The following is a 13,672-nucleotide window of genomic DNA, read 5'->3' as shown; positions in this document are numbered from 1 at the left end:
TTACTCCACCGGCTTGATCGCACGCCGCTCGATTGATGAAGATAAAATCAGCGAAGTCGATGTCACGCCGCAGCGGGCAAGACTGGCAATGACCCGCTCCAATTCTCGGACAGATGAAGCGACTACTTTAACGATCACGCAATCTTCACCAGTAATAGCGTGACATTCGACCACTTCTGGTACCTGCTCAGCAATTTTGACGACAGGCATATCACTGGAACGACTTGCTATCCGCACAAATGCGGTGATGCCATAACCCAAGGCTTCCGGGTTGACGTGCGCGTGGTAGCCGGTAATGACCTTCGCAGCTTCCATGCGCTTGATGCGCTCTGCCACTGCTGGCTGACTCAGATGTATGCGGCGGCCAATTTCGGCCAGCGTCACACGAGCATCTGCCTGCAGAATATCGAGAATTCTGGCGTCCATCATATCTAATTCTATCTTCATGGTGAAATCGTCTTTTTTCAATTAATTTAAAAGAAATGTACCTGATTTACCTTGAACTATCCATTTAAAAACAAGGCAGAGTTCCCTACACTATTCCACATTCAGCTCTTTCTCCTCATTCTCGTCTATTTGCATGCGCCACCTGCCCCGTTCCGTTTTAACTGCCCTGCTGACCGTCTACGTTGTCTGGGGCTCTACCTATTTCGCAATACAAGTTGCCTTGCAAGCGTTTCCACCGTTCATGATGATAGGCACGCGCTTTCTGGTCGCTGGCGCGATTTTATTTGCCTGGCAAAAATGGCGTGGCGCAGCGAATCCGACACTCAGCGAGTGGCGTGACGGTGGCATCGTCGGCATTTAATGCTGGGTGGCGGCACAGGTCTGACCGCCTGTGCGCAGCAATATGTGTCTTCCGGGCTGACTGCGGTATTTATCGCCTGCTCTCCGATGATTTTATCGGGCTTGTCGGGACTGTTCGGCGACTGGCCGAAACGGCGCGAATGGATAGGGATACTGGCTGGGTTTATTGGTGCCATGTTGCTGGCGTCCGATGGTGATTTCGCCGCGAAACCTATCGGTGTCCTGTTCCTGCTTGGTGCGATATTGTGCTGGGATGTCGGCTCTATCCTGTCGCAGGAAAAACTCAAAATGGCGGCTGGCGGTATGGGCTTTGCGAGTGAGATGCTGATCGGCGGTTTGTTTCTGGTGATCGTCAGTCTGTTGAAAGGGGAAAGCATGACAGGGCCAGTCACTGTTGAAGCACTGGCGGCCTGGGCCTATCTGGTGATCGCAGGTTCCTTACTGGCGTTCACCGCGTATATGTATTTATTATCGAAAGTATCCACCGGACTGGCTGCCAGCTATGCGTATGTGAATCCTGTCATCGCCGTCGCTCTCGGTGTTTTGTTTGGCGGCGAACATTTGTCGTTCAAAGCCATGCTGGCCATGGCAGTCATACTCGGTAGCGTTGTTTTGCTGACCACGGCACGTCAGGCCAGCAAATAGCAGAAAAATTGGCGGGCTCCTTACTTATAACTTAGGCGGAAGCCCTGCGCAATTGCAGCCATGGCTGCTGATCCAGCAACCACGTTAGACTATATGAATCAACTGCCCTGACTTGCGGTCGCGCTTGGAATTGTACATACGGCTATCGGCAATCTTGATCAGTTGTACATATTCATCACCATCCTCGGGAAAACAGGCCCAGCCTATTGATGCGCCAATTTCAACGACCGCATCATCCAACGCGATAGGCTCTTCAACCAGAGAAGAGATTTTCTCCACCATGTTATGAATATCAATAGAATTTTTGGTGTCTCTCAACAGCAATACAAATTCATCTCCACCATAACGGGCAACATCATCGGTATCGCGGATCGCGGACAAAAGTCGTGCAGCGGTAATCATCAGCACCTGATCGCCAGCATCATGACCATGGCTATCGTTGACCTGTTTAAAACGATCCAGATCAACGAACAGTAAAGTAAAGCCGTTTTCCTCGTCCGGGTTTTCTTTCGAGTTTTTTTGCAGGTAAGTGATTTTTGCAAACAATGATTCGCGATTGGCGACTTGCGTTAGTTTGTCAAATCGCAGCTTTTTTTCCATGTCAACAAAGGTCTGCGTCAGTATCCCTATCTCATCCTGACGACGGATATGTAGCTTAGGCATAGGTTCGCCATTACCGAATTTTTCTGCCGCTGCAGTGAGTTTTCGTATATCGCGAACCACTCGTTCAACAATTGTTAGCCCTATCGTCAGCGCAAAAATAATACATGCGATAGCAATCACAACACTTTGCATAAACCCTTTATTTATTTCGCGCATGAAATCGGCACGTGGTACTGCAACAATCGTCTGCCAGTTCAATCCTTGTCTGACGCCAAGTGGAGATATTGCGACATCCACTGCGCCACCGCTGAGGTCCATAGCCAATACCTCGGGCTCCACCGTTTTTGACTTACCAATATTCGAGAAAGTGTCTCTGATCAACGCCGTCTTCATATCGACCGCGCGCACGCGTTCGGGTACGCCATTGACGGTACGCTGTGGCACCTCCTCGCCCGAAGTCGCAACGATATAACCATCTGCGTCAACAATGTAGGCAACGCTGTTTTTGCTGATTTCCAGCTTTCGTAAAAAATTCGATAGCTCCATCAGAGTCATATCAGTCGCCAACACGCCTGCAAACTCATGATTTTTCTGGAATACAGCCTTCGCCAGCGTTATTGTAGGGAAATTAAACGAAAAATTGTTGTAAATCTTGGACCACACTGGTTTTTCAGAACGCATCGCCGTCTGATACCAGGGTCTCTTGCGGGGATCAAATTCATCGCTGCGTATCAGTTCCGAACGGTCACCGATACCCGTCACATGATAGACGTCCCGGCGACTGGCTTCCGGTTCGCGCCAGAATAACTGGACATCCCGCTTGGAGATACGATAGACACCGACAAAACGCCCATCTTTGCCACCAAAATAGACGTAATTATTCACATCCATAAACAAGCCGCTGGCGGCCCAGAACTTGTCTTCCAAGGTATGCATGTCCGTGGAAAATACATGTTCTTTCGGCATACGATCCGCACTGGGGGCCACCGATTCCAGCGCTATCAATGCACCCTCTATATGTCTTTCAGTAGAGAGGTTGATGCGATTGACCATATCAACCAGCATACGTTGCGTGAGCGTATGCACCGCGTCTGTACCTGCTTTCATAGATACCCAGCCGATCGCAGCCGAAACACCGATCACCAATAAGGTAATCGGAATCACAAGTTGGCGGCGCAGAGACGAATGACTCATATCAGATTCAGGCTAAACAACAAAAGTAGGGAAAAGCGATGTGCGGTAGAGGATCTGATCTCATTCACTCGTCCACGCCACGGCTATATTCCAAAGACGCAATTAAAAAAATACCGTATTTGTGCAGCATACTATGAACTGCATGCGTGTCGATAGAGCGCTTACTCTGTTATCAAAAATCAGCGTAGAGAAATTTATTCTTGCAGTTGGCACAACGCAGAAGATCAGCTATTTGTAAAACTGACTGCGGAAATTTTAAGACTAGCCTCGCCATGAAATGCGCAAAAATTGTTATCCAAAATGCGTAGCATGGTTCTGCCAGACCGCATAAAGAATGTTGGCAACATGTTTGCCAACCACCAATGCGTATGGGCGTCATGAACTTTCAACTTTGGAAAAAAACAACACCGGTCTGCGCTTAACCTCGTCATCAGACCTGCGTGTTGTTGAAATTCAACTGACTGCTTAATTAATAAGCGCCCATGAAGTCTTTTTTACCTAGCGCGACACCGTTATGACGCAAAATTGCGTAAGTCGTTGTGACGTGAAAAAAGAACTGCGGCAAACCGTATTGCAGCAAATAAGTTTGACCGTTCAGTTTTTTTTCTTTAGGCGTACCAGGACGCAAAATAATTTCACGCTCTTCGCTACCGGCAAATTTTGCCGCATCTAAAGAACTGATAAATGCTTTAGTTTTCGCGATCCGTGTCTGCAAATCGGCGAAAGTCTGCTCATTGTCTTCATACGCAGGCAATTCGCTCTCTGCCAGACGACCCGCAACGCCTTTCGCAAAATCAGCAGCAATCTGCACCTGACGTATCAGCGCGAACATGTCAGGAAATAAACGCGCCTGCAATAAAATTTCCGGCGCGATATTTTTTTCTGCCGCGTGCTCTTCGGCTTTCTTTAAAACTTCGCTGAGACTGTCCAGCATTTGGGTGAATACGGGCACTGATGCTGCATACATAGAAATCGTCATGGTGGGGTTCTCCGTTAATGGCTGACAAAAGTCACATAAAATCAAAGCTGATCAAGCGCGCTGATTATAGGCCGGGTTGATTTTCCACGTACGCGGGCAACACAATTGCTGCGAAATCCATGCATAGATATCGATAGGTCTGTCAGCACCACTTCTGGTCTGCGCATAAGCAGCTTGTCCGTGAACCAGCAAAGCATATCTAAAACCCCAGACACTACGAACAAAACGTCAGCAAATAAAAAAGCCGGTCATCAGACCGGCTTTTTTTACAAGATAAACTTGCTGTTGCTTAGAAGCGATAGCCTACACCTACGCCTACCAACCATGGATCAACCTTAACAGCACTGATTTTCGCACCGCCCAAAGTCACATCGCTGCGAATCTGTACTTTTTTCACATCCAGATTCAGAGACCAGTTTTTATCCAGTTTGAAATCCACGCCAGCTTGAATCGCGAAACCAAAGCTGTTGTTGTCCAGATCAGCAGCACCTTTTAACAGATTAACATCGGAGATACGTGTGTAGTTCACGCCAGCGCCGAGGTATGGGCTTACTTGTGCATCTGGAGCGAAGTGGTATTGCGCTGTCAGTGTTGGTGGCAGATGTTTGAATGTACCGATGTTAGTACCATTCAATGTCACATCATGTTTTTGTGGGTAAGTCAGGATCAGTTCTGCAGACCAGTTTGGTGTAACGAAGTAAGTGATATCGACTTCAGCAATAGTTTTGTTGCTGACGTGGATAGCATCTGCAGCCGCCAAACCGGCGATAGCATCAGATTTATTATCTGGGCTGATGTTCACTGCGCGGGCACGTACTTGCCATGGGCTTTGTTGAGCCATAGCTTGCGTTGCTGTTAAACCCATTGCAGCTAAAGAGAGAGCGATAACGATCTTTTTCATTTTGTTTTCCTCGGTTGTCTAAGTTGATGAATGAAGTGTAGTTCTGGGATACGCCTTGCAATTTGCGCTAAATCAAATTTGATGCGAGGCACAAATTTATGTGAAATTTGGCAAAATACGTTTGTCTCGGCGCGCATGAGGTATCCTTGCGGGCATTGTCTACATTTAACAACAAAGAAATAATGGCTAATTACGTTTACACCATGAATCGTGTCGGAAAAATCGTTCCGCCGAAACGTCAAATCCTGAAAGATATTTCACTTTCTTTCTTTCCTGGCGCCAAAATTGGCGTGCTTGGTCTGAATGGTTCAGGTAAATCCTCGCTGCTGAAAATCATGGCGGGGATTGATAAAGACATTCAGGGCGAAGCCGTACCGATGCCTAACCTGAACATCGGTTATTTGCCGCAGGAACCGCAGCTCGATCCTGAGCAAACCGTACGTGAGGCGGTCGAATCTGCACTCGGCGAGGTATTTGAAGCAAAAGCAAAGCTGGAAGAAGTGTATGCAGCTTACGCTGAAGAAAATGCCGATTTCGATGCTTTAGCTGAAGAACAGGCGCGCCTGGAGGCCATCATCTCGGCTTCTGCAGGCGATAACGTTGAACTGCAACTGGAAATGGCCGCGGATGCACTGCGCCTGCCGCCGTGGGATGCCAAAATCGGCGTGCTGTCAGGCGGTGAAAAACGCCGCGTTGCTTTATGTCGTTTACTGTTGTCAAAACCCGACATGTTGCTGCTTGATGAACCAACCAACCATCTGGATGCAGAATCTGTTGACTGGCTGGAACAATTCCTGTTGCGTTTCCCCGGTACCGTCGTTGCGATTACGCATGACCGCTACTTCCTTGATAACGCTGCAGAATGGATATTGGAGCTGGATCGCGGTGCTGGCATTCCATGGAAAGGCAATTACTCTTCCTGGCTGGATCAGAAACAAGCCCGTCTGAAGCAAGAAGAAGCGACCGAATCAGCACGCCAAAAAGCACTGCAGAAAGAGCTGGAATGGTCGCGTCAGAATCCGAAAGCACGTCAGGCCAAGAGCAAGGCACGTCTGGCCCGTTTCAATGAGATGAGCGAGCACGAATACCAGAAACGCAATGAAACCCAAGAGATATTTATCCCTGTCGCTGAGCGTCTGGGTAATGAAGTCATCGAGTTCAAGAATGTCTCGAAAGCTTTCGGTGACCGTCTGCTGATCGACAACCTGAGCTTCAGGATTCCACCTGGCGCAATCGTGGGTATCATCGGCCCTAACGGCGCCGGTAAATCGACGCTGTTTAAAATGATCAAAGGGTTGGAACAACCAGACAGCGGCGAAGTGGTGCTCGGTCAGACTGCCAAAATCTCGCTGGTCGATCAGTCACGTGAAGACCTGGGCAATACCAAAACCGTGTTTGAAGACGTCGCCAATGGTGCCGATATTCTGACGGTTGGTCGTTTTGAAATGCCATCGCGCGCGTATCTGGGTCGTTTCAACTTTAAAGGTGGCGATCAGCAAAAGATTGTCGGCAATCTGTCCGGCGGTGAACGCGGTCGTCTGCATCTGGCGAAAACCCTGCTGCAAGGCGGCAATGTCTTGCTGCTGGATGAACCATCGAATGATCTGGACGTGGAAACCCTGCGCGCGCTGGAAGACGCTTTGCTGGAATTCGCTGGCAGCGTGATGGTGATCTCGCATGATCGCTGGTTCCTTGATCGTATCGCGACGCACATCCTGGCATTTGAAGGTAACTCGCAAGTCACGTTCTTCGATGGCAACTACCAGGAATATGAAGCCGACAAGAAAAAACGTCTGGGTGAAGAAGGTGCCAAACCTAAGCGTATTCGCTACAAACCACTGACGGTGTAACAGCACCAGAGGACAGCAGACACCGCATTGCTGTCCTCTTATAAAAACAAGATTTCCGGAATTTCATTATGGCCAATAACAGACGCTCCATTTCTTTATCAAAAGCGATTTTCACCAGCATTTTTTGTTTTTTCACGCTGTTATCCGGCCATGCGATAGCCAATTCCGGTGGCAAGGAAGCCAGTGCGTCTGCCGGCGCCCCAACCGCCGCACTGGAACCTATCATCGTTAATCTGTCGAGCTTTGACCGTTATCTGCAAATCGGCATTACTCTGCAGTTAGCGAAACCTGAAATCGCTGACAAAGTTAAAGTAATGATGCCGGTCGTGCGTCATTCGTTGATCATGTTACTCAGTGGAAAAGAATCGACACAGATTCAGACCGCCGAAGGTAAAAATGAGCTGATCGATGAAATAAAAGAAAGAATTAATCGTGTACTCGACGTCAAAGAACACGACGGCGTGACGGATATTTTCTTTGTTAATTTTGTGATTCAATGATCGAAAGCAGCTGCGCTTCTATGCATAGTAAGCACTGACAAAAGCTGCTGTCGTTTTCTGATGTAACTTCTGCCTGCAGTTTCTGTCTTCATTTTCTTCGTCAATTTCATGTACCAACTGGCAGCACCCGCTTTCGCGGAGATAGAAATAAAAAAAAGCCGCTTTCTGGGCCAGTTGTATCCGCTACACACCCGTGCTGAGGCGCGCGCCCGTCTGGCGGATATCCGTGCGCAGCATCCGGGTGCCGTGCATGTCTGCTGGGCGCTGGTTTGTACGGGTGACTCAGGTCTGGATGACGATGGCGAGCCATCGGGTACCGCCGCCAAACCGATGTACAACGTATTGGTACACAAAGATGTGACCAACGTGCTTGCGGTGGTTGTCCGTTACTGGGGCGGCACCAAATTAGGCGCAGGCGGATTGACACGCGCCTATGGACAGGCCATTTCCGATGCGTTTAAAACTGCCCAGTTGATCGCCGTCGAAACGATGGCAGAAATCATGTTCAGCATTGCATTTGCAGATGAATCGCAAGTACGGCGCTTGATTGAAAAATATCAGGCGCAAGTGATAGCAGTCAGCTACACCGAATCCACTCAGATGCAGCTCAGCATGAAAGAAAAACAGATTACCTCGTTTATCGATGAGCTGACCGAAATGCTGAAAGGCCAGGTTCAAATTTCCTCCTGATATGATCAGGCGAACGACGATGCCAGCGCAACGATGCTTTAGGTATCATGACCGACGAGCTGATACCGTACTTTTGAATCGCACTTCTGAACCGCATTTCTCAATAATTTTTACCGTTTTCCATTCTTATGTCTTCTACTACCGACCATCTGCGCACGAAAATCAATCAGGAAACAGCGCTTTTTCCCTGGAGCGAACTGCTCAAACATTTTGCCTCCGGTAATGTGCTTGCCATTGCACCGGATCTCGATCTGGTCGAAATTGCACTGCACATGGCCAACGACAATGCAGCAGAAATTCAGTCATTACTGAGTACAGGTCGCTTGTATAAAGTCAGCGATGAGCAGGCCAAAGTCTGGCTGGAACATGAACTGGAATTATGGACGGTAGTGGTCAAACCCTGGATACTGGTGCAACACCGGGCATCTTAAAAATGGGGGAGTATCGCCAATGAACGGTGAATTCCCCTTATTTTAATTAGACTTCAGGGATAATTTTATAGATACTCCCTCCCAGTATATGAGGCTGTTGAACTTTTATTAAAAACCGTTGGTCTGAGTGCCATGTTCAATGCAACAGGAAATGCCATGCAATTTCAGCTGCACAAACCCCTGACCTTCACCCGCCGCACAGTGGCGTTGGTATTGATGTTATTTGTACATGGCGTCTTGTGGCTCGGCTGGCAGAATCAGCACTGGATAAGAGTGCGCACCGAAGCAAACGAAATGCGCTATCTGCAATTGATTGATATACAAACGCCGCGCATTCCCGAAGTAAGTTTAGTGCCGCCAGAAAAAAATCTGCCGACAGCCCCGAAACGCAACAATCCCACACCGCTCAATAACAAGCCCGAAAAAGCCAACGCGATCACGTTGAATCCTATCGCGGAGAGTAATGCTAGCGTCATCACGCCAGCCGTCACCAGCGCAGAAGAGCCGCGCCTGAATCTGGACGATTTGAAGCGATCGGCATTGGCGATCGATAAACAGCGTCAGCCCGGAACCATAGAAAAAATCCAGCAAAGTCATCGGCGTGACGAGGGCTTTGAACAGAAACTGGCCGATGGCACCAAAAAAGCCGAGCGCAAAGACTGTCTGAAAGCCTATTCAGGTATAGGTTTGCTGGCGGTCATCCCACTCGCAGTCAGCACTGTTGTCGATACCGGCTGCAAGTGGTGAACGCTGTCACGGGCTCAGTTATAATTCGCTGTTCGCCCCATCCACAGCCAGACAAAATGAATGGCTGAATGTGATGCTAAGTAATAACCGTGTCCATGCGGTCATGTTCATTTTTTACCGGATATTTCATGAAAAAAATCTCTTTTCTGTTCGCTGCGATGATGTTTGCAGCACTCGGCACAGGCATTGCCCCAGTCACCGCTGGCGTAGCGCATGCAGATGAAGCAGCCGACAAAGCTGCGGAACTGGCCAAAAAGTCTGTTGTTCGTAAAGAAATGGTTAGGCCATTAACTGAAATTCAGGAATTACTTGAGAAAAAGCAGTACAAAGAAGCACAGGATAAAGTGAATGAACTCAATGCCTTTGAGAACAAAACTGCCTATGAAACCTTTGCTCTGCATCGCCTGAACGCAGTCATTGCTTCCGGTACCAACAATACCGATCAGCTGGCGACAGCATTTGAAGGCATGGTCAATTCAGAATTTCTGAAAGATGCTGAAAAACTGCGTCTGATCGAAGGCCTTGCCGGTACGTATTACAACGAAAAAAAATATGATCAGGCCATCCTGTGGGCAAAACGTTATCTGGAAAAAGATAACAGCAATGCTCAGGTCAAAAATATGGTTGCCCGCGGCTACTACCTGAAAAATGATTTCAACAGCGCCATCAAACAACTGAACATCATGCTGGCCGAAGATGAAAGTGCGAAACGCATTCCTTCAGAAGAAAATCTGCGTTTGCTGGCCAGCAGCTATCAGCAACTGAAAGACAACGCTGGTTACGCTGCGGTATTAGAGCGCGTGGTTCAGCATTATCCGACCAGAGAATACTGGGGTGATCTGATTTACCGGACTGAACACAAACCCGGTTTTTCTGACCGTCTGCGTCTGGACTTGTACCGCCTGCTGTTGGTCACAAAAAATATCGATGATGCCGGACAATACGTAGAAATGGCCGAGTTGGCCTTGCTCGCCGGTTTGCCGGCAGAAGCAAAAACCACGATAGACGCAGGTTACACTTCTGGTTTGCTGGGCACAGGAAAAGAAGCGGCTAAACATAAGCAATTGCGTGATCGCGTGTACAAGCAAGCGGCAGAAGATATTAAAACGCTGGATGCTGGTGAGACTTCTGCTAAAAATGCCAAAACAGGCACAGGCCTGGTGAACATTGGTTACAACTATGTGATCAATGCACAGGCAGAAAAAGGCATTGCACTGATGGAGCAAGGAATTGCCAAGGGTGGTCTGAAATCGATGGAAGAAGCAAAACTTCACCTCGGTATGGCTTACCTGCAATCAGGCAATCGCGATAAAGCTTTGGAAGTGTTCAAATCCATTCAGGGTACAGATGGCGCTGCCGACCTTGCCCGCCTGTGGACTTACGTTCGTCCTGCTGAAGCAAAATAAAATACAGACCTCATTCGAATCAAAAACACCGGCACATTTGCCGGTGTTTTTTTTCGCTTCCAATCCGTCATTCACTGTCTCTTGCAAGCAAAAAAAAAGCGGTCTGGCTGTGTGGCCAAACCGCTTGTAAATCAGTCGCATGCGCTCTGTTTCATGCACTGAGGATACTAGCTTTACTACGACAATTTCATTCCTGTATTAAGAGTGGTAGGCAGACTCACCATGGCTGGTGATATCGAGACCTTCACGTTCTTCATCTTCAGGGACACGCAAACCAACCACCAGATCAACCAGTTTGTACGCGATCACGGAAACCACTGCCGACCACAGAATTGTGACGCCGACCGCTGTTGCCTGTGTCGTTACCTGATCGATAATGGAGTAAGGATCAGCAGACATTTTGTTAGCGACGTAATCAAAAATACCCTGGCCGCCTAAGGATGGCGAAGCAAAGACGCCAGTCAGCAGAGCGCCGAGAATACCGCCAACGCCGTGTACACCGAAGACATCCAGAGAATCATCCGCACCGATCAGACGTTTCAGGCCATTCACGCCCCACAAGCAGACAATACCTGCCAGCAAACCAATAATTAATGCACCCATCGGTCCGACGAAACCACATGCTGGTGTAATCGCAACCAGACCCGCAACTGCACCAGATGCACCGCCCAGCATGGATGGCTTGCCTTTAGACATCCATTCACCAAAGACCCAGGATACTGTCGCTGCTGCGGTTGCCAGTAAGGTATTGATGAATGCCAGCGCTGCGATATCGCCAGCTTCCAATGCTGAACCAGCATTGAAACCAAACCAGCCCACCCACAACAAAGACGCACCGATCATGGTCATCGTCAGAGAATGCGGCGCCATCGATTCCTTACCGTAACCAACACGTTTGCCAATCAGGAAAGCACCGACCAGACCTGCTACTGCGGCATTAATGTGAACCACTGTGCCGCCAGCAAAATCGAGTGCACCTTTCTGGAATAGGAAGCCTGCTTTAGCAGTTTCAGTTGCCAGCGTTGCTGCATCTTTAATCGCATCAGGGCCAGTCCAGAACCAGACCATGTGGGCGACAGGCAGATAACTGAAGGTGAACCACAACACCACGAACAACAATACCGCAGTGAATTTTGCACGTTCAGCAAATGCACCAATGATCAGCGCACAAGTGATAGCTGCAAAAGTTGCCTGGAACGCGACATACACAAACTCAGGGATCACCACACCTTTGCTGAATGTTGCGGCAGTGGAGAATGTCGCCTTAGCAGGATCCCAGATACCTTTCAGGAACAGACGGTCGAACGAGCCGATAAACTTACCGCCTTCGGTAAAGGTCAGCGAATAACCATAGATGCACCATAAAACGATGATCACGGCAAAGATCATGAAAACCTGCACCAAAATCGATAACATGTTTTTAGAACGAACCAGACCACCGTAGAACAATGCCAGACCTGGCAAGGTCATCAAAATCACCAGCAAGGTAGCAACCAGCATCCATGCGGTGTCGCCTTTATTTGGCACAGGTGCAGCAGCCACCGGTGCGGCATCTGCCGCAGAAGCGACCGCCGCGGCTGGTGCTGCCGTCGGTGCCGCCACCGAAGCAGCCGCAGCCTCCGTCACTGCTGGTGCCGAGGCACTGGTGGCGACCGCAGATGCGACAATGGCATCCGCTTTGGCCGGTGCATCGTCAGCCCACGCGACCGCAGTCATTCCTATGGAAGCGAGAAATGCTCCCGCAACCAGTATGCTCTTCAGTACTTTTTTCATATGAACTCCCTAGTGTGCGGATCAGAGTGCGTCGTTGCCGGTTTCACCGGTACGAATACGCACAACTTGTTGCAAGTCATAGACGAAAATCTTGCCGTCACCGATTTTTCCAGTGCGTGCAGCGCTTTCAATCGCTTCAATTGCACGATCCACAATCGCATCGTCCACGGCTGCTTCAATTTTTGTTTTTGGTAAAAAATCGACGACATACTCGGCACCGCGATACAACTCGGTATGCCCTTTCTGACGACCGAAACCTTTCACCTCAGTCACAGTAATTCCTTGCACACCCATTTCTGATAAAGCTTCGCGGACTTCGTCGAGCTTAAACGGTTTAATAATGGCAGTAATCAGTTTCATGTTGTTCTCTCATTTCAGAAAGTTTTTACAGCGGTCAACAACAGGGTAGTTTTACCGGTAAATTTGCCTGCTGGGGTGACATACAGTTTTTTGTCAGCATTAGTACCGACTGCGGCCAGACTGAAATTCACACCAAAGAATTCTTTCGTGACGCCTACTTTCCAGTCGTTATACGAAGACGCCGAATTATTTTTAATCATCTGGCGACCGACATGCAAGTTCAGGGTATAGGCATCCGGTAACTCAATGTTTGCCCCCAGATCAAGGTAGCCGCTGTTTTTGCTATTCACAAAGCCGAACAGATTTGTAACGGAGTGAGAATACTTCGCGTACACAGGGCCAGTGCCGATCTGTCCATAGATTTCAGTCGTGTTCGCATCAACAAAGCCCGGAACCTTATCCAGACCGTTAGAGAGATAAACGTAAGTCAGGACACCAGCGTCGTAGCTGACATCCTTAGTGATTTCGCCTTTCTTACCGGCGTAAATGTCCCACTCAACATCACCGCTGCCACCCGCATCTTTTACCCATTTAATGGTCGATAACCATGTACCGGCGTAAAAACCGCTAGGATTGTGAGTGTAGTCAGCGCCGCCTTGTAACGCTGGATCCAGACGCGTCTGCGCGATACCACGATAACGATATTCACTGGCAACACCAACGTTAAAACTCAATTCATTGTCTGGTTTTGGCTCATCTGCGTAAGCGAAACTGCTTAACAATGTTGTGGTCACTGCAGCGGCGAGTACTGATTTTTTCATTATGCTTCCCCTTGTTTATATATAG

At 48.7% G+C, this 13,672-nt stretch carries 15 protein-coding genes; 8 read left to right on the top strand and 7 right to left on the bottom strand.

Annotated elements, in window-relative coordinates; all coding sequences use genetic code 11:
- Positions 1–447, bottom strand: coding sequence for an Lrp/AsnC family transcriptional regulator (locus tag H8K26_RS01600; protein WP_186883919.1), 447 nt, complete (start codon positions 445–447; stop codon positions 1–3).
- 133 nt (positions 448–580) lie between these two features.
- On the opposite strand from H8K26_RS01600, the gene H8K26_RS01595 reads away from it, so the two are divergent.
- Complete coding sequence (locus tag H8K26_RS01595) at positions 581–808, top strand: EamA family transporter (protein ID WP_190476890.1); 228 nt, start codon at positions 581–583, stop codon at positions 806–808.
- Positions 808–1,452 (top strand): EamA family transporter, encoded by a 645-nt coding sequence (locus tag H8K26_RS01590; RefSeq protein ID WP_190476888.1) that lies wholly within the window; start codon positions 808–810, stop codon positions 1,450–1,452. Before H8K26_RS01595 ends, H8K26_RS01590 begins: the two co-directional genes overlap by 1 nt.
- An 84-nt stretch (positions 1,453–1,536) precedes the next feature.
- On the opposite strand, the gene H8K26_RS01585 is transcribed toward H8K26_RS01590, so the two are convergent.
- The 3 genes from H8K26_RS01585 to H8K26_RS01575 form a co-directional block, all read right to left on the bottom strand.
- Positions 1,537–3,249: a sensor domain-containing diguanylate cyclase gene (locus tag H8K26_RS01585; RefSeq protein WP_190476886.1), complete on the bottom strand. Its 1,713-nt coding sequence runs from the start codon at positions 3,247–3,249 to the stop codon at positions 1,537–1,539.
- 469 nt (positions 3,250–3,718) lie between these two features.
- Positions 3,719–4,228, bottom strand: coding sequence for a DUF1993 domain-containing protein (locus H8K26_RS01580; protein WP_190476884.1), 510 nt, complete (start codon positions 4,226–4,228; stop codon positions 3,719–3,721).
- Positions 4,229–4,517: 289 nt separating this feature from the next.
- Positions 4,518–5,129: an OmpW/AlkL family protein gene (locus H8K26_RS01575; RefSeq protein WP_190476882.1), complete on the bottom strand. Its 612-nt coding sequence runs from the start codon at positions 5,127–5,129 to the stop codon at positions 4,518–4,520.
- Positions 5,130–5,311: 182 nt separating this feature from the next.
- On the opposite strand from H8K26_RS01575, the gene ettA reads away from it, so the two are divergent.
- The 6 genes from ettA to H8K26_RS01545 all read left to right on the top strand — a co-directional run bounded on the left by ettA (position 5,312) and on the right by H8K26_RS01545 (position 10,753).
- Positions 5,312–6,979, top strand: a complete 1,668-nt coding sequence (gene ettA / locus H8K26_RS01570) for an energy-dependent translational throttle protein EttA (protein WP_186883924.1) — start codon at positions 5,312–5,314, stop codon at positions 6,977–6,979.
- A 68-nt stretch (positions 6,980–7,047) separates the two neighbouring features.
- Entirely contained in the window at positions 7,048–7,479 is a 432-nt protein-coding gene (locus H8K26_RS01565; protein ID WP_190476880.1) for a flagellar basal body-associated FliL family protein, read from the top strand.
- Positions 7,480–7,587: 108 nt separating this feature from the next.
- Positions 7,588–8,169 (top strand): IMPACT family protein, encoded by a 582-nt coding sequence (locus H8K26_RS01560; RefSeq protein WP_190476878.1) that lies wholly within the window; start codon positions 7,588–7,590, stop codon positions 8,167–8,169.
- A 128-nt stretch (positions 8,170–8,297) separates the two neighbouring features.
- On the top strand, positions 8,298–8,600 hold the full coding sequence (locus H8K26_RS01555; protein WP_190476876.1) for a DUF2288 domain-containing protein: 303 nt from the start codon (positions 8,298–8,300) through the stop codon (positions 8,598–8,600).
- A gap of 156 nt (positions 8,601–8,756) precedes the next feature.
- Positions 8,757–9,347, top strand: a complete 591-nt coding sequence (locus H8K26_RS01550; protein ID WP_190476874.1) for a hypothetical protein — start codon at positions 8,757–8,759, stop codon at positions 9,345–9,347.
- 128 nt (positions 9,348–9,475) lie between these two features.
- Positions 9,476–10,753, top strand: a complete 1,278-nt coding sequence (locus H8K26_RS01545) for a tetratricopeptide repeat protein (protein WP_190476872.1) — start codon at positions 9,476–9,478, stop codon at positions 10,751–10,753.
- 198 nt (positions 10,754–10,951) lie between these two features.
- Here the strand turns inward: H8K26_RS01545 and H8K26_RS01540 are convergent, their stop codons facing one another.
- The 3 genes from H8K26_RS01540 to H8K26_RS01530 are packed head-to-tail and all read right to left on the bottom strand — an operon-like array spanning position 10,952 to position 13,647.
- A complete protein-coding gene (locus H8K26_RS01540) occupies positions 10,952–12,526 on the bottom strand; it encodes an ammonium transporter (protein WP_190476870.1) in 1,575 nt (524 codons plus the stop codon).
- Positions 12,527–12,547: 21 nt separating this feature from the next.
- A complete protein-coding gene (locus H8K26_RS01535; protein WP_186883931.1) occupies positions 12,548–12,886 on the bottom strand; it encodes a P-II family nitrogen regulator in 339 nt (112 codons plus the stop codon).
- A 14-nt stretch (positions 12,887–12,900) separates the two neighbouring features.
- Positions 12,901–13,647 carry a TorF family putative porin gene (locus H8K26_RS01530; RefSeq protein ID WP_190476868.1) on the bottom strand — a complete coding sequence of 249 codons (747 nt, stop codon included), beginning with the start codon at positions 13,645–13,647 and terminating at the stop codon, positions 12,901–12,903.
- Positions 13,648–13,672: the final 25 nt, after the last annotated feature.

The sequence above is a fragment of the Cognatundibacterium aquatile genome (genome assembly GCF_014699135.1).
Classification (GTDB): domain Bacteria; phylum Pseudomonadota; class Gammaproteobacteria; order Burkholderiales; family Burkholderiaceae_D; genus Undibacterium; species Undibacterium aquatile.
This window is presented reverse-complemented; position numbering and strand designations above follow the sequence as displayed.